Below are 15,122 nucleotides of genomic sequence, written 5' to 3' on the forward strand. Positions count from 1 at the left end.
TGGTTCTCCAGCTGTATTTCCCCTTATTCATTTCTGCGGAAATCCGAGCGAACTCCCGATCCAGATATTCTTCGTGCCTCGCTGGATTATGTGACATGCGGAGCATGAGCTTGGCCGGGGAGAGGAATCGTCTGGGAGCCTCAATGATCTTGTCAGTGTAAGATTCACCGCCCAAGAAAAGAATCAGCAACCAGAGGGGGCGCGTGACGCATTGCACCGGGATCATTACCCACTGTGCGAAAAACCATACGACAAGGCCGATCCTCGAGGCATAGGGAAGAACGGGATCGGTGGATCCTTCGGGGAGCGCGCTAGCCATCCCTACTCTCCAGTCACACTGTCGTAGATGCCGCTCGCCGCTCCAGGCACCGCCGCTGCGAGCAGAGGTCCCTTCGACCACCACGAGAGGGGATCGAGCGTTTCGTCGGCGCGGATGGCTTGCTGCAATCCTGGGAGGCTTCGCAGGCCAGGAGTGTTCGTGATGAGCGCGCTCAGCCCCTTTTCGCCGAAAGTTGCTCCGAGGTTCGTTGCCACCGAATTCTCCCAGGCGAGGGACAAGCGGTTCCCGATGCCGCCTGCGGCTTCGAAGGTGTGGACTTCAGCTGCACTTCGGAAACGGTTGGCAGCTCGGGGGGCTTCGCTCACTGCTGCGGCTCCCTCGGAGACGAGGCGGTTCAGCCGAGTGACCTTGGCCACGTCGTCGATGTGTGTGACCACCCCGTCCCCTACCTTCACCGCGACCTTCACGGTTCCACTGATCGCGGTCTTCGCGAACGCTGCGCCCGGGACGATGCCGATCGCGTCGCCGGCGAGGGTTCCCCACCCGACATCGGCCCCGCCGATCTTCGCGGCGCCGTGCGCGAGGAGGGCCCCCGCCGAGAATCCCGCACTGGCCAGCGCGAGCGCGCCGGACAACGGCGGACACCACAGGGTCAGCAGCGCCAGGATGCCGAGCACGGCGGAGATGTTCCCCAGCCAGTCGCCGATCTTGTTCAGCAGGTCCTTGTTACGGGCGCACCACTCCTGGATCGAGTGCCCGATCTCTTTGAACTTGTCGCCGAGCCGATCCCAGAACCCGGGGTCGGGGGCGGCGTCCGTGGCCTTGCGCATGTGTCCCGCGACGCCGCGGGCCTCGGCCTGGTGTTCCTCCAGCAGCCGCTCGGCCCGCTTGATGATCTCTTCGAGTTCACGCTGCGCCTGGTCCAGCTGAGTGGAAGCGGAGGCGAGTTCACTGTCGGCCTGCTTCAACCGACTGTTCGCCGCGTCGACCTTCGTCTGGGCGTCCTGGAGCGCTGGTCCGGTGAGCATCTGTCCGGTCAGTCGGAACGCGGGGTCGTTCGCGGCCTGGTTGTAGCGGCCGGCCGCTGCGTCGTTGGCCTTCTCCGCCGAGGCCACTTTGCCCTTGGCCTGCTTGGCCTGCACCTCGTACGTACGGGCGGTGCTCTGGTAGTGGGTGAGTGCTTCGCGCCACTTCGTCAGCTCCGAGGACGCGGTCCGCATCGCTTCGTGGCTGTCCTTGAGGTAGCGGGGCAGTTCTCCGACTTTCTGGGAGAAGGCGGAGGCGGCGTCGCCGGCCCAGCTCACGTTGCCCGTCAGCCGCTTGATGCTGTTCTGCGCGGTGTCGAGCGCTGTCGCGGCCGTCTTGGTACGGACGGCGAGCGAACCCACATTGCCGGAGTCACCCGGCGCGGGGTCGAAACCGAGCGAGGGGTACTTGTCGCTCACTTCCCACCACCCTTACCGGCGAAGCCGTCCCGGATGGCCGCCTCGGCGTCCCGGTAGGTGTCGCGAGTCTGCTTGAGCTTGTCCTCGATGACCTGCGTGCCATCGGCGATCTTCTTGATCGCGTCGTCCCAACTGTCGTGGAACTCGTCACAAGCGTTGTCGAGTTCCTTGCTACCTGTGGTCTTCGGGCCGGTGTCACGCAGCGCGTTCAGCGCCGCGCGCATCTCCTCCTGGCTCCGATGGAGCTCTCTGACGAGCCCGTCGAGCTCACTGACCTCGACCTTGAAGCCTGCCCCCATCGCGCCGCGCTCCCCTTCGTCTCGCAGTCCGCAGTCGTCAATCCGAAGATCACGCTAACCAGCAGGTGCCAGGCGGGTCGCAACAGGGTTCTTCGCGTTCGCCAAATCTTCACAACGCATCCAACGCCCCGGGCGTCTTTGGGGCGTGCGGATTCATGCCTCTGCAGCCTGGGAAGCCACGTCGGCAACTACCCGGCCGTGCGGGAGCGTTCTTCGGGTATGGCACACCAAGTATGGGCGTGGTTCGTGCCGCTCCTGGCAACGCCTCTCGTGAGATGCCCTCGGGTAGTACGGAGACGACCTGACCGAGGATGGCGACCTCGCCGCCAGCGATGGGCTCGCAGCTGGGATGGCAGGCGTGAGCTACACATTGGCCCTCTGGCGACCGTTGGACCGGGTGAACGCCAATGCCAGAGTTGGGGCCGGGGTAGGGCTGGCGCCCATGAGGTAAGAAGTTTCGAGGTCGACTTCTTCACGCAGTGAGGCCGATGATTCGTTGCTCATGAAGGCATCGTTCCATGTCGGTCAGCCCTCAATGAGGCGAACTGGTAGCGGTCGGTCTTCGGTGCTGGAAGCGCCGAAGAGCGCGGCCGTGTCCGCGCGCGCGTGCCGGTGGTCGGGGTGCAGCGACGGCATCGAGCAGCTGGCTGATGCCGTTGAGGGCGCTCCAGCCGCTCATGCTGTTCCCACTGTTTCAGGGCATTGAGGAACTCGGCGGCGCCGGTCATCAGTGCCAGTTTGCATGATGCTCTTTCAGTATCCCGGCACGGTGCGCGCGTCACGTGTCTGTTGGACAGGCGGCCGCTGTCGGTGCTCCCTCGCCTAAGCTACCGACCGGTAATCGTGATGGTTCATCCATCAGGGGGAAGTGCGGGGCCGCGCCGGGGAGTCGACCGACCACCGTTGCCAGGCCCCCTTGCATAGGGCGTACATGTACCAGCGCTTGAAATCAAAGATAGTGACCCTGCTGACTGTCCTGTGCGTCTTCGCCGCACTGGGCATGGGGGAGAACACGGCCACGGCGGCCGAGGGGATCCGGGCACAGGCGGCGGCCGAGAGCAAGGCGGAGAAGCTCGCGGACATCATCAAGGGAGCTGCCGCGAATTCTGAGTGTGACCAGCTTCCACTCCTTGAAAAGCCGCAGTGCTACAGGGAGTTCGGCGAGAAGGCCGCCAAGGTCGGTGCCGGGATTGGCCTGTTCGGATACGCCATCCACCAGGGCCACAAGGACACCACCGAGCACTTCGGCAGCCTCAAGAAGGAAGTGGCCGGGCTCAGCAAGCTCAAGGACGTTCTCAAGCAGGACCCGACGAAGATCACGGACGAGGAGTACCGCAAGAAGGTCGTAGTACAGCTCCGCGCGGCACTGACCGGCGCGGAAGCCGACATCGAAAAGGCACTCAAGGATGCCCTTCAGATCATCGAGACCGTCGTGGCCATGGTCACGGTGGCGCTCCTGCTACTGAAGCTCATACTCGTCCTCGCGAAAATCGTGGGCAATCCGGAGAACCAGAAAGCCTTCAACAGCATCGCGGCCAACCTCAGGGGCATCAGCGAGGACCTGGACGATATCAACGCCGGCCTCGCGCAGATGAACAAGGCCCTGGACGGCATGAACGAAGACCTTGGAATCATCAACGCGGCCCTGGGCCAGATGAACAAGGGGATCGGCCAGGCCAACGAGGGCATGGACGAGATGAACCGGGGCATCGCCCAACCCAACAAGGGCATGGACACGGCCAACCAGGGCATATCCGAAGCCAACAAGGCGATGACCGCCACCAACAAACACGTTGGCGGCTTGAAGACCGCCGCGGGCAAGCTGCGTGAGGTCCCCGGTATTGACTTCGACTTCTCCCACATCGGAGAGACCTGGGACTCCGGCTCATCCGGCCTCGACGAAGCCGAACAGCAGCGCAGAATGTCGCTGCTGCTCAGCCTTCTCCCCGGCATCGGCGACGGCAAGGGCATCGTGGAAGCGGTCCTCGGCAAGGACCTCGCCACCGGTGACCACCTGAGCGCCTACGACCGCACACTCGGCTCGCTGGCCGTGCCGCGCTGGCTCAAGACCGGCGGTAAGGCTCTCACCGCGGACGATGTCCGCAACGCCCGCAAGGGTGAGGAAGCCATCAGCTGCAACAGCTTCCCCGCAGGCACACCGGTTCTTCTCGCCAACGGCTCCAGCGTCCCGATCGAACAGGTGCAGGCCGGCGACGAAGTGCTTTCGACCGACGTCGGCGGTGAAGACGAGCTGACCCTGCCCCGCCCGGTGCTCTCCACCGCCGTCACGTCCCAGTACACGGACAAGACGTTCACCCGGCTCACGATCGCCGACGAGGCGGGCGGAGCTGACACGGTCACCTCGACCGGAAACCACCAGTACTGGGTGCCCAGCCGCAATGAGTGGGTGCGCGCTGACGAGCTCGCCGTAGGCGACCGTCTTCGCACCGCCGAAGGCTCGTTCCTCACTGTCCAGGACACCGCCCAGTTCGCGGACCGGCTGACCACCTACGACATCGACGTCAGCGGTATCGACAGCTACTACGTCGGCGTGGGCAACCACAACGTCCTCGTCCACAACTGCACCGACCTAGCGCGCGCGGAACGAATGTTCCCCGGTGTCGCGCACACGCTGGATGAGCACGTCAACGTGAACCGGCAGCAGATGGAGGACCTGGCCAGCAAGAAGACCCGGAAGATCGGCCGGCCCACCCCCAACTCCCGTTGGTCGAGCGCGGACCTTGCGCAGAAGGCGGTCAACCAGCTCGTCGACCAGAACAAGGCGCGCATCCAGAAGTTCGTCCAGGACTCCGGCAAGCCCGGAAAGCCGCAGCAGCTTGCGCTCACCGGCACCTTCGGCACCGGATCGCTGGGTGACAGCGTGGATCACCTCGGCAACTACAGTGCGACAACGAGCAACCGCTTCACCGTGACCCTGACCATCAAGAAGGGCCACAAGCCCGGCGGCTTCTACGTACTGACCGCCTACCCGCTGTAAGGAGCCGCACCATGCACGACCCCACAGCGCAGCGGGACGAGACGGTTTTCGACTTCGGTCTGACCGCGCTCGGCGCGTCTTTCCACGGGGACTGGTGCCTCGACGCCGAAGACGAGCTGGCCCACGTCCTCACGTACCTCGGCCCGGAAGGCGAACCCGCCGGCCTCGCCCTGCTCATCGAGGACATCCTGCGGCTGCGGGACTCCGGCCTCGACGCAGACGAGCTGGGCCTGCTCTGGCACGCCACGGACCCACCGCTCGGCGGCGCGCCGCAGATCCGCGGAGCCGAGCGCGCCTGGCTGGAGCGGCTGCTGACCGTGGTCGTCCCGCTCGCGCGGGCGCGCGGCGCCTCGGAGGCGTCCTGCACGACGTACTCCAGGTGCGTGCCGAACGGCACGAGCGCGGCGGCGGCCGAGCACCGGCAGCGAACGGGTGAGGTGGTGGAGCTGATCGGTCTGCTCGACCAGCGGACCGAGGGCCACATGCCGCTGCCACGGACCCGCGAGGCGCTGGTGCGCTGCGCCGAGACGGTGTGCTCGGAGCTGGCGTTCCGATTCTTGCTGCACGCCGCCCACCAGTTCTGGTCGCGCCTGTCGCCCGAGACGTACGGCCGCCTCGAACACCTCAGCGCGGCGTTCGGGCACGGCCCGCACGTGGTCGACGCGGTCCGGTACCTCACGGACTGACCCGACTGCGTCCCTAAGAGCAACGAAATGCCCGGCCGGGTTCGTCCCGGCCGGGCTTCGTACGTTGTCGACTCAGGCGGCGAGGGGGAGTGCGGCGACGTCCATGGGGCAATGCGGCCGCGCTGGTCCGACGAGCCGAGGGCCCGATAGCACGGTGGCCGCCCCCGGGCGCCAAAGAGACACGGGACGACGCCAACAGCGACCCCGACGAGCGCAGTGAACGCACGGTCGGCAGTCTCAACCCTTGATTAGCGGCAACGTGCCGCCCGGCGGCCTGGCTCGAACATTCCGACGTTCAAGATGAGCCCATGGCTACCCCTTCAGCCCACTTCCACCGCGCTCCTGCCGGGCGTACCACGACTACTGGCCGAGGCGTTCCCCGCCCCCGTGTCGAGTCCTCCCCGCCGCTCGCGGCTCGCTGAAGAACTGGCCCAGGGCATGCGCTCGATCCGCGGCGCGAGGATGCGGGCACGGCCGATCGGAGGCCCGGACTGGTGCCGCCCGCCGACGCTGAGGCTTCTGCCGTCCGCCTGGCCGAACGAAATCCGCTTCGACAGCGAGGGCCTCTACCACCCTGCGTACGACACCGAGCGCCGCTACTGCCGGCACTGCCATCCCAAGTACGCCGACTGGGCCGGGCCCCCAGTTGCCCCGGCAGTCGTCCCGCGAGCGGCACGGTGCCCTGAGAACAACCGGCTATGGCCCAACACCGCCCCGCGCCCGTGGCACGGCCCTCTACCGGAAGTCTGGACGTGTCCAGGCAACGTGCCCCGCTGGTACGTCTGGTGGCGCCTATGGGGAGCCCAAGACGGAAAGTGCGCCACCTGCCCAGGGCCCCCACAAGTGATCGATCACGACCACATCACCGGCCGCGTGCGCGGCCTGCTGTGCTACGAGTGCAACCTGACGGAAAGCCTGTGCGCCACGTCTCTCATCCTCCACCAGCACTCCGGGCAGTGCTGGTACCGCCAATACTGGGACAGCCCGCCCGCGGCCCGGTTCGGCTGGTACTGGCCCGACCCAAAGCGGCAAGGCGGCGTCGCATCCTTCCTTCCGAGTGTGCCGGCGTGGGCTGCCGACTCGACGCTGCCCACCGTGAAGTGCTCCCAGCGGTGCACAACGTGGCCCATGCGCCGTGACCCGCAAGCCAACCCGGCCCGGTCGAGTGGGTGGTAATTCGGCGCCCGCGCAAGACACGGGTCGTGACGGTCAAAATGAGGAGAACGCCACCTGCGGCGAGGCCGCCTAGGAATTCGGGGAGCACAGCAAGCGCGACCCCGGTCACAGGACACCCCGATTGCCGTGCGGGTTCCACAACCCATGCCGGAGCATCGGAATTCTGCCGGTCAGCCCCCGGCCGTTCGCCCCCTTCCGTGCGGGGGCCTCAAGGGCTGCTCGGGTGCGGGCCATGACCTGCTCCGATCCGGCCGGCGGCTTCCCCGACCTGCGCAGCAGCTTGGCCAGGACCTGGGCAATGGCGGTCTCGCTGGTGTCGTCGCGGCCCTGGTCGGCGAGAAGCTGGCGTGCGTGGCGCCAGGTGAAGTCGGCAAACGGAGCCCGGACCATGGGCAGATGGGTCCACGGGACTTCGATCCACCGGCGGCTGTCGCTTCGCCGTACCCAGACGCGGAAGACGTCGCAGGGGTCGTAGTGGATTTCCCACAAATCCTGCTTGCCCGTCACCCCGGACGGCTGCCGCCGCAGCCGGTTGAGGTCGGGGCTGTCGTAGGTGCGGTAGTTGACCTTGATCCCGTAGTCGTTGACGGCCCTCCAGACCGCGGGCAGCAATTCGATGTAGTCCTCCGCCGACAGAGCGACGGGTAGGTATCCAGCGCGGGCGACGGCGATGGCGTACGACTCGTTCGGCGACAGCGTCCGCCCCGCCATACAGGGGTTGCGCAGACCCTCGTAGGGACGCTGCTGCCAGCAGATGATCCACTCGTCCAGGAAATCCTGGAGCTGGGCGAGGGTCCAGACCGCCTCGGAGGCCGGATCGCTGCCGCGACGGGTGACATCGGAGCCGGTGTAGCCCGCGACGTACTGGCAGAACAGCGAGTTGATCGAAGCGAACGTCCTCTCCACGATCGCCTGGTCCGTCGGGGTCATGGGCCGGGCGAGCTGCAGCGAGGTCCCCTGCAGCGAACAGGCCGAGGAGAACGTGTAGGAGACGAACACCTTGCCGTGGTCGATCACGATGGTGTCCGGGACGATGATCGGCTTGGCCGCTGCTTTCTCCAACCGCGCGTCCACCGCCATGAGCCGCTGGTGCGGCAGGATCGGGTCCGACATCGCCAGGGTCTGGCTCCAGCCCGGCCGCATCGGCTCGGGAACCAGCATCCTCGCCAGCAGCACCGCAGCGTCGACGCCATTCGTGCCCGCGGGCCTGAGCAGTGGCGCGCAGACGTGCGCGTTGTGACATCGACCGCGATCGTCAGTTCCGGGCGGGCCACGACACCGTCGTCCAGCACCGCCATCACGTCCAGCCGCGTGGAGTCGATCCGCACGATCTTCCCGGGGCGGGTGGCCATGGACGGGGTGAACGGCCTCACGGGCCGAAGCGCCCGCTGACGGCGGACCGTGGCCGACCCGAAGGACTCGTTGTTCTTGGCGAGGCTGTTCACCAGCCGGTAGAAAGTCGCCCTCGTTGGCAGAAGCTTCACCGCTTCCTCGCCGCGCTTCGCAGCGAGGATCTGCTCGGCCCGCAGCATGAGCCGCTTGCGGTCGCCCGTCGGAAGGTCCGCCTGCCGGCCAGCGCCTCGCTGACCGCCTCGACGACCCGCTCGTCCTTCCGGTGCCGGGGACCGGGGCCGGTGGCTTCCGGGACCGACCGTCCACCCGTCCCCACAACCCCTCGGCCTCGTAGCGCTGCCGCATCCGCAGGAAGGTCCGCTTGCTGATCTGCTGCCCGCCGGCTGCCAGCTCGGCGACCTTCACAGCTTCCCGCTCCATCAGATTCCGCCAGGCCGGGTCGTACTCGGGCCGAGGAGCCTCCGGAGTATCCGGGGGCAGCCCGGTGAGCACCTCCACCACGTGCTGTTCCCAAAACCGGGCCTGCTCGACGACTGCCGGCGGCAACGCGTCGACCAACGCAAACGGCGGCAGGACTCGTTCCGGGACCGCCTCCGGCCCCCGGTCCCGTACCTCGAAATCGGCGGCCGCCATCACATAGCCGGCAGCCATGACTCTGGTGTCGCCCTCGTCGCTGAGCAGTCGCAAGGCTGTTCCCTCCAGCCCGATGACCTGCTGGTTCCGCCCCTCGAACCGGATCCGGTCCCCGACCCGCAGAACTCCGCGTGGTGCCAGTTCAGCCATGACTCACCGAGCCGTCTCCCAGCGGCGCCGACAGGTCAAGACACAGGTCACCGCACCACAGCAGGTGGTAGAGCGTCGCCAGGACGGACAGTGCGTCACCCACTGCCTCGGCACCGTCCATGAGCAGCCGCGGGTCGTTGAAGGCGTCCATGAGCCGTTTCGCGACGTCGCCGACCCGGTTGCGGGGATGCCGATAGCCAGACAGCCAGCGGACGTTGGCCATCTCCACGGGATCGGGCTCGTGCACCAGCGCGAAGGACCAGCCGCCCATCTCCTGACACATCGCCTCGGTCGCCGAGCACTTCACCGCGTCCTCCGGGCCCACCCGGTCCGCCGGCCGGACGTCGACGACCAGACCCGAGCCGTCCTCCAGCCGTGCGAAGTAGTCCGGCACATGCGAGATCCGGCGCTTCTCCCCCTGCCATGTGACCCGGAACGGCTGCGAGGCCAGCCCCACCACCCTCCGGTCATGATCGAGGAGCACGGACCGGTCCCGCTCCAGCCACGACTCGAACCCCACCAGCGACTGCGTCGTCGCCGCCCAATACCAGCCCGTGAAGTGCCGCTGCCCGCGGTACGACGTGAACTGGCGCACCGGGAGCACCGACTCGAACCGAACCCGGGACACCGCCTCCAGCACGGAATTCCGCAGCCCGCCTCCCTCGCCGTCAGCCCACTCGACATCGACCAGCCCCAGATCCATCGCCACCCCCGGCTCCGCGTACCTGCCGAAAAGGACCGTGACAGGTACAGCGAGAACCGGACCAGGAAGATGAGATCAAACCCCACGTACGGGGCAAACGCCGTCGCTTGTCCTTTGACAGCGAACCCGGTCGCTGCATCATCCAACCCGGTCGACGCCAGTGGCGTCGCCCCGCAATGGCCTGTGCAAGAGGCCACTTGGACAGGGAAAACGCAACTTCGACATGGCCCGCAGAGGCAGCTACCTTCACCTGGTCTTCGGCGCACGACCACGGCTCCGCGCCGCACGCCTTCACCTTCCACCACTCGTTCGCCCCGGACGGAACTCCGACCAGGATTTCGGTCTCACTCTCACCGACGTCGCCGCGGTGCGGCGTGCCGAGGCCGACGACGAGCTGACCGTGGTCTTCCCCAGAGGATAAGGATGGGCGCGGCCGGGACTGGCGCGCGGCCTCCGTTCGCACAAGGCCGGCCGGCGAACCTTGGCCCAGGACGCGCCCTGTTGCGCACTGGCGGCCTGCGGAATAGTCGGGGCATGACGTACGGCCTCCCCGCCCACGAACGGGCTCTGGCCTTTGACCGGGCCGCAGGCGCATACGCCGCGCACCGGCCGCAGTACCCCGCGGCCGTCTTCGAGACCGTGGAGGAGTTCAGCGGGCAGCGGCTTGCCGGGGCCCGGGTGGCCGATGTGGGCACCGGGACCGGGATCGCCGCCCCCGGGATCTGCATGAGCGCGGGGCACAGGTGGTGGGCGTGGAGCCGGGCGCCGGGATGGCGGCGCAGTTCCGGCGCGAGCTGCCGGGGGTCCCGCTCGTGCACGGGGACGGCAACCGGCTGCCGCTGGCCGACGGCACGATCGACCTCATCTCGTACGCCCAGGCCTGGCACTGGACCGATCCCGCGCGCGCCGTCCGGTCCGCCCTGCGGGCCCTGCGCCCCGGGGGGGCGCGCTCGCGTTGTGGTGGAACGACCCCGACCCGTCCGTGCCATGGGTGGCGGAGCAGGGGGCGAGGATTGAGGAGTGGCTCGGGCCCGGCTGCTACATCTGCAACGTGGAAACACCGGCCGGGCTCCTGGAGGACCCGTACGCTGGGCTGGTCACGCCGGGGCTCCGTCGATGATGTTCATGCGCGGGGACGCTCAGTCCGTGCGGGACACGGACGATGCGGTCCGTGCCCGCATGCGCCGCCAAGACCTGCTGTACGAGTCCGGCCGCACATTCCACATCGTCATGTGGGAGGCAGCGCTCTACGCCCGCGTCTGCCCGCCACCGGTCCTCGCCGCCCAGCTCGACCGGCTGGCCTGCGTCATCAGCATGGACACGGTCCGCCTCGGCATCGTTCCGTTCGGCACCCCAGTGAGAGTCCCGCCTGGCCCTGGATTTTGGCTGTACGACGAACGACAAGCCATCGTTGAGGACTGGCAAGCGGAACTGTGGCTGGATGACTGGGACAGTGTGGGCATCTACACGCGCGTCTGGGAAACCCTGGCTCAGGCCGCCGTGTACGGGGCGCACGCTCACCGTCTTATCGGCCGGGGCAGGGCGCAACTGGACATCGCGTGAGAGCTTTAGCGCATCGTCTTGAGCAGGTGGAGAATATTCGAGAATCGGGCAGGATCTGATTCTCCAGCGTCCCTGGCGTCATCTTCATGACGACAGGAACCCGGCCCCCGGGGGCCACCGAAGTCGGACCGTCCGGCACCTGGTGTCACTGGCACAAGGGGCCGTCGATCACCGCCGTACCGCGTCGATACTGCTGGGCAGGTGTCCGGCCAGTACGCGTGTGCTCCGCGCCGTGAGCAGCGTGGTCTCATGCCTGCAGCTGGTGACCGCGAATCCGCCGGGAGGGCCGGGCGGTGACCGCGCGCGTGACAGAAGGCTGCCGGGTGAAGGCCGCGGCCTGGTGCCAGTGGCACGGCGGCCTTACCGATACCAAGCTCGAAACGATGTGGAGCGAGACCAATTCAGGGCCGCCGATGCCCTTTGACGCCTGCGACCCGTGTCGCGCGGAAGCCAAGCATGTTGCCAGCGGCGCTGCGCTCTTGGCCCGGCTCCTTGAGAGGGAATCATGAGGGCCCCAGTCAGCCTCCAAGTCCATCTGCGTGAGATCGGCGTCCCTCCTCAGCGCGGCAGGACCTCCGCGATCCGTCAGCTCGTCCTCCAAGCCCTGGCCCCCGTCATCGCGAAGGCACTCGGCTGTCACGACAAGACCGCCACCCGCCTGGTCACCGAAGCAGGCGGAACCTGGAGCCGATACGCCCCCGGCGACCACCAGCGGTGAAGCGCAGGTACCTCACGATGGGTCCGCTGAGCCTCGCTTGTCCTCAACGTGGACGACGTGAAGTTCGGTGCCGTCCCGGTGGCGCTTGGAACGTCCGAACAGCCCGACAGCGATCTCCGACTCATCCACAGGCTCATCAGGGCCGACATAGGTAAGGACGTCGTTGTGGTGTCCGGTGACGACCCATCCTTCGGCATCCTTGAGGTCGATCACCCCAAAGTCTCCTGCTGAAGATCCGGCATGCGCCGGGCCGAACTTTTTCAGGATCTCGGTGGCTTGTTCAGCCAGCTCTCCATCCGGAGCGGTCAGCACGACACAAGTGCCATGCTCGAACAGCACCCACGACTTGTGAGGGTCGGCGAGAAGCCGCTGCCAGACGTCTCTGAGTATCTCGGTGTTCACGGCGGCCATCATGCCGCAGAGCACCGACACAGGGTGGCGGTCGACCAGCCCCGATGGCGAATACGCGACGCCTGAACATGCGGGCCTACCAGTCCCCGGGCCGTTGAGCTCCGTGAGTTCGCGAAAACTGAAGGCCATTCGGAGGGAACCCGAGGGTCTGTTGCCTCACATCAGGGGGATGGCCCCTGGGTTCGAGTGAAGCCGCTGGTCGGCCTCTACTGGTGTAGCCCCCAGAAAGTCCGTGAATGCTTGTCGGCTGTGCACGAGCAGCTCGCGTACCGAGGGGTTGTGTGCGCTCTTCCAGATCAGGGCGAGCAATGCTGGTGTTTCGACATCATCGATGATGCGGGCGGTGAGCCGGTCGCGGTAGCTCGCGGCCATCGAGTTGCTGAGGATGGCGACGCCGAGCCCGCGAGCGGCGAGGTCCGCAATGGCATCCGCGGCGCTGGCTTGCAGCGCGATCGAGGGTTGGAGGCCCTGTGCGGCGCAAGCCTGGTCGAATACGGCGCGCAGGCCGGTGCCGGGAGGCATGCACACGATCGGGTAGGCAATCAGGTCGCGTAGGGTGACCCGCCGCTGTTTCGCCAAGGGGTGCCCGGCCGGGACTGCCGCGATGAGCCGTTCGCTGATGATTGTCAGCGCGTCCAGCCCGTCTGGGGTGACCGTTGCGGTCCCGATGAGTGCCAAGTCGACGGCGCCTGTACGAACCCCGTCGGCGAGCCGGTCGGAGCTGTCCTCCAACAGTGAGATCTCCACACCGGGATGCGCCTCGTGAAATGCGGCGAGGGCTTCGAAGAGAGGGGTGAGGGTGCAGCCGATGACCATCCCGACGGTGAGCCGACCCCGGATCAGTTCGGTCACCTCGCCCACTGCCTGGCCGACTGCCCCAGCTGCGGCGAGTGCGGCGCGGGCGTGTTCGAGCGCGGCCTTCCCCGCGACGGTGAGGGTGACGGTGCGGGCCGACCGGTCGAACAGCTCGGCACCGAGTTCCCGTTCGAGCTGGCGGATCTGGGCGCTGATGCCGGACTGGCTGATGTGCACCCGCTCAGCCGCACGGGTGAAATTGTGCTCTTCGGCGACTGCGACGAAGTATTCCAGCTGCCTCAGCTCCATGACTACCAATTCTAGTTTGTAGAAAATCCATCCGTTGGACTTCTGGTCAGCGGGCGACCAGGCTGAGAGACGCCGGAGCCTTACGTCAGGAGGAACCCATGCCGGAGTACACGAAGGCCATGCGGCCCGAGGACATCACCCGCTTGTTCGTCGAGCGGTCCAATGCCGGGGACGCGGCCGGGGTCGCCGCGCTCTATGAAGAGGATGCAGTGATGGCCTACCCGCCCGGCGAGCTGACGGTGGGGCGGGACGCGATCCGCGCGCTATGGGAGAAGGCGCTGGCCAACGGTCCCCGCTTCGAGCCGGAACAACCGCTGCCGACGCTGATCAGCGGCGACATCGCCCTTACCTCGACCCCACCAAAGGACGGGGCCGGCGCGCGGGCGCAGGTCGTCAGGCGCCAGTCCGACGGAAGTTGGCTGCGCCTGCTCGACCAGCCCGAGTTCGTCCCACCCACCCGCTGACCCCGTCGCCTCCGAAAGTTCGCAAGGACGGAGGCTGTTGAGTGGGATCTTGAGGGGCCATCGCGTCAGCGATGGCCCCTCTGTCGGCGTTCGCGGGAAAGTAGGTGCACGGCTCGGTACACGGCTACGTGCTCACCAGGCGGGGCGACGTCGGTGCGTCCGGCACCACCGAACTGGAGCAGCTCCCACAACCGGCACCAGTTGCTCGACTGTCCCCATTCCCGGCACCAGCGAGCTACCGCCGATCAAGCCAACGTCCTTCCGTGCTGTCGGCGCACCATCTCGGTGATCCAGATGGGCGCGAACGGAGACGTGCAGCCTGCGGAAGTCGGGTAGTCCTTGAGGACCTCCAGGCGCTCACCGATGTCGATTGCACGGGCGCGGTGCTCGGCGTGCTCGATCCCGATCTGAGCCAGGCAGTGGTTCATCGCCCACTGCACGCGATCCGGGGCGTCTTTCATCTCCGCCTCGATGATGTCGAGCAGTCCTGCGAGGTCGAGGCCCTCGGGCTTCTTCGACACGCGTTCGGTGGTCAGCGCCCAGCCGGCACTCGCGACCACTGGATCCGGATCGGCGGACCAGGCCAGGCGCAGCTCTTCGGAGTGCGGGTTCTTCTTCACCACGTAGTTCACGAGCCAGTCGTGCACCTTGGGTGTGCGCGCCTCGCGCAACATGGCGTCCAACTCGTCACGCTCGAACGCCTTCGGGCGGCAGATCAGGATCGCGAGCAGCCTCGCCGCCGTGTCATCCGTCTCCCAGAGCCGGCACGCGAGTTCCTGCTGCGTCTTCAGCCGCTTCGCGATCGCGCGCAGCTTGCTGAGGTTCACAGCATGATCGTCACCGTGTTTCTGGTTCACCGCGCGTGCCTTCGGGTCCTCGAGCTCGGCCAGCTCGGCCATCACCTCGGCCACCGTCGTCTCGGTCAACGTCGTCCCGGCCACCTAAGCCTCCTGTCCGTCACGTCCGAGATTCACCCTACGACGAGCCGACCGAAGGAAGCGGGCGCCCAAGACTGCAACATCGGCCCTCACCGTCGCGGCGGCGAGTGATCATGCCGCTCAGCACTCGGGAGGCCGGTCCAGGCTGAGCACCTAACGAACCGTGTGGCTGCTGCGACACGTGACGGATCAGGGCGCCAT

The 15,122-nt window shown here is 67.0% G+C and carries 14 protein-coding genes and 1 pseudogene; 8 read left to right on the forward strand and 7 right to left on the reverse strand.

The window, feature by feature from the left end; genetic code table 11:
- Window positions 1-321: 321 nt before the first annotated feature.
- On the reverse strand, window positions 322-1,725 hold the full coding sequence (locus ACWIHY_RS26425; protein WP_454378173.1) for a putative T7SS-secreted protein: 1,404 nt from the start codon (window positions 1,723-1,725) through the stop codon (window positions 322-324).
- On the reverse strand, window positions 1,722-2,024 hold the full coding sequence (locus ACWIHY_RS26430) for a WXG100 family type VII secretion target (protein WP_454378174.1): 303 nt from the start codon (window positions 2,022-2,024) through the stop codon (window positions 1,722-1,724). The genes ACWIHY_RS26425 and ACWIHY_RS26430 overlap by 4 nt, the downstream gene beginning before the upstream one ends.
- 943 nt (window positions 2,025-2,967) lie before the next feature.
- On the opposite strand from ACWIHY_RS26430, the gene ACWIHY_RS26435 reads away from it, so the two are divergent.
- The 3 genes from ACWIHY_RS26435 (at window position 2,968) to ACWIHY_RS26445 (ending at window position 6,884) form a co-directional block, all read left to right on the forward strand.
- Window positions 2,968-5,022 (forward strand): polymorphic toxin-type HINT domain-containing protein, encoded by a 2,055-nt coding sequence (locus ACWIHY_RS26435; RefSeq protein ID WP_454378175.1) that lies wholly within the window; start codon window positions 2,968-2,970, stop codon window positions 5,020-5,022.
- 11 nt (window positions 5,023-5,033) lie between these two features.
- Window positions 5,034-5,708 carry a hypothetical protein gene (locus ACWIHY_RS26440; RefSeq protein WP_454378176.1) on the forward strand — a complete coding sequence of 225 codons (675 nt, stop codon included), beginning with the start codon at window positions 5,034-5,036 and terminating at the stop codon, window positions 5,706-5,708.
- 462 nt (window positions 5,709-6,170) lie between these two features.
- Window positions 6,171-6,884 (forward strand): endonuclease domain-containing protein, encoded by a 714-nt coding sequence (locus tag ACWIHY_RS26445; RefSeq protein WP_454378226.1) that lies wholly within the window; start codon window positions 6,171-6,173, stop codon window positions 6,882-6,884.
- Between the two features lie 105 nt (window positions 6,885-6,989).
- Here ACWIHY_RS26445 and ACWIHY_RS26450 read toward each other — a convergent pair whose 3' ends face one another.
- The gene (locus ACWIHY_RS26450; RefSeq protein ID WP_454378177.1) at window positions 6,990-8,045 is read right to left on the reverse strand and encodes a Mu transposase C-terminal domain-containing protein; all 1,056 of its coding nucleotides are present in this window, start codon (window positions 8,043-8,045) and stop codon (window positions 6,990-6,992) included.
- A 66-nt stretch (window positions 8,046-8,111) separates the two neighbouring features.
- Here ACWIHY_RS26450 and ACWIHY_RS26455 point away from each other — a divergent pair, with 66 nt between their 5' ends.
- Window positions 8,112-8,276, forward strand: coding sequence for a hypothetical protein (locus tag ACWIHY_RS26455; protein WP_454378178.1), 165 nt, complete (start codon window positions 8,112-8,114; stop codon window positions 8,274-8,276).
- Between the two features lie 736 nt (window positions 8,277-9,012).
- On the opposite strand, the gene ACWIHY_RS26460 is transcribed toward ACWIHY_RS26455, so the two are convergent.
- Complete coding sequence (locus ACWIHY_RS26460; protein WP_454378227.1) at window positions 9,013-9,723, reverse strand: TnsA-like heteromeric transposase endonuclease subunit; 711 nt, start codon at window positions 9,721-9,723, stop codon at window positions 9,013-9,015.
- A gap of 534 nt (window positions 9,724-10,257) precedes the next feature.
- Between ACWIHY_RS26460 and ACWIHY_RS26465 the strand changes: the two are divergent.
- The 3 genes and pseudogenes from ACWIHY_RS26465 to ACWIHY_RS26475 form a co-directional block, all read left to right on the forward strand.
- A pseudogene (locus tag ACWIHY_RS26465) lies at window positions 10,258-10,753 on the forward strand (class I SAM-dependent methyltransferase); the annotation flags it as partial.
- A gap of 95 nt (window positions 10,754-10,848) precedes the next feature.
- Complete coding sequence (locus ACWIHY_RS26470) at window positions 10,849-11,286, forward strand: Scr1 family TA system antitoxin-like transcriptional regulator (protein ID WP_454378179.1); 438 nt, start codon at window positions 10,849-10,851, stop codon at window positions 11,284-11,286.
- Between the two features lie 505 nt (window positions 11,287-11,791).
- The gene (locus tag ACWIHY_RS26475) at window positions 11,792-12,004 is read left to right on the forward strand and encodes a hypothetical protein (RefSeq protein ID WP_454378180.1); all 213 of its coding nucleotides are present in this window, start codon (window positions 11,792-11,794) and stop codon (window positions 12,002-12,004) included.
- Between the two features lie 12 nt (window positions 12,005-12,016).
- On the opposite strand, the gene ACWIHY_RS26480 is transcribed toward ACWIHY_RS26475, so the two are convergent.
- Both ACWIHY_RS26480 and ACWIHY_RS26485 read right to left on the reverse strand, forming a co-directional pair.
- A complete protein-coding gene (locus tag ACWIHY_RS26480) occupies window positions 12,017-12,415 on the reverse strand; it encodes a hypothetical protein (protein WP_454378228.1) in 399 nt (132 codons plus the stop codon).
- Window positions 12,416-12,571: 156 nt separating this feature from the next.
- Window positions 12,572-13,519: a LysR family transcriptional regulator gene (locus ACWIHY_RS26485; RefSeq protein ID WP_454378181.1), complete on the reverse strand. Its 948-nt coding sequence runs from the start codon at window positions 13,517-13,519 to the stop codon at window positions 12,572-12,574.
- A gap of 98 nt (window positions 13,520-13,617) precedes the next feature.
- Between ACWIHY_RS26485 and ACWIHY_RS26490 the strand changes: the two genes are divergently transcribed.
- Window positions 13,618-13,983, forward strand: coding sequence for a YybH family protein (locus ACWIHY_RS26490; protein ID WP_454378182.1), 366 nt, complete (start codon window positions 13,618-13,620; stop codon window positions 13,981-13,983).
- A gap of 245 nt (window positions 13,984-14,228) precedes the next feature.
- Here ACWIHY_RS26490 and ACWIHY_RS26495 read toward each other — a convergent pair whose 3' ends face one another.
- Window positions 14,229-14,882, reverse strand: coding sequence for a DNA alkylation repair protein (locus tag ACWIHY_RS26495; protein WP_454378229.1), 654 nt, complete (start codon window positions 14,880-14,882; stop codon window positions 14,229-14,231).
- Window positions 14,883-15,122 lie beyond the last annotated feature (240 nt).

It is taken from the genome of Streptomyces sp. NPDC055287 (assembly GCF_053646035.1).

Coding starts and splice junctions, on each gene's coding strand:
- ACWIHY_RS26430 (WP_454378174.1), bottom strand. CDS start 2,024: ATGGGGGCAGGCTTCAAGGTCGAGGTCAGTGAGCTCGACGGGCTCGTC.
- ACWIHY_RS26460 (WP_454378227.1), bottom strand. CDS start 9,723: ATGGATCTGGGGCTGGTCGATGTCGAGTGGGCTGACGGCGAGGGAGGC.
- ACWIHY_RS26480 (WP_454378228.1), bottom strand. CDS start 12,415: ATGGCCGCCGTGAACACCGAGATACTCAGAGACGTCTGGCAGCGGCTT.
- ACWIHY_RS26440 (WP_454378176.1), top strand. CDS start 5,034: ATGCACGACCCCACAGCGCAGCGGGACGAGACGGTTTTCGACTTCGGT.
- ACWIHY_RS26485 (WP_454378181.1), bottom strand. CDS start 13,519: ATGGAGCTGAGGCAGCTGGAATACTTCGTCGCAGTCGCCGAAGAGCAC.
- ACWIHY_RS26475 (WP_454378180.1), top strand. CDS start 11,792: ATGAGGGCCCCAGTCAGCCTCCAAGTCCATCTGCGTGAGATCGGCGTC.
- ACWIHY_RS26495 (WP_454378229.1), bottom strand. CDS start 14,882: ATGGCCGAGCTGGCCGAGCTCGAGGACCCGAAGGCACGCGCGGTGAAC.
- ACWIHY_RS26490 (WP_454378182.1), top strand. CDS start 13,618: ATGCCGGAGTACACGAAGGCCATGCGGCCCGAGGACATCACCCGCTTG.
- ACWIHY_RS26470 (WP_454378179.1), top strand. CDS start 10,849: ATGCGCGGGGACGCTCAGTCCGTGCGGGACACGGACGATGCGGTCCGT.
- ACWIHY_RS26445 (WP_454378226.1), top strand. CDS start 6,171: ATGCGGGCACGGCCGATCGGAGGCCCGGACTGGTGCCGCCCGCCGACG.
- ACWIHY_RS26450 (WP_454378177.1), bottom strand. CDS start 8,045: ATGCTGGTTCCCGAGCCGATGCGGCCGGGCTGGAGCCAGACCCTGGCG.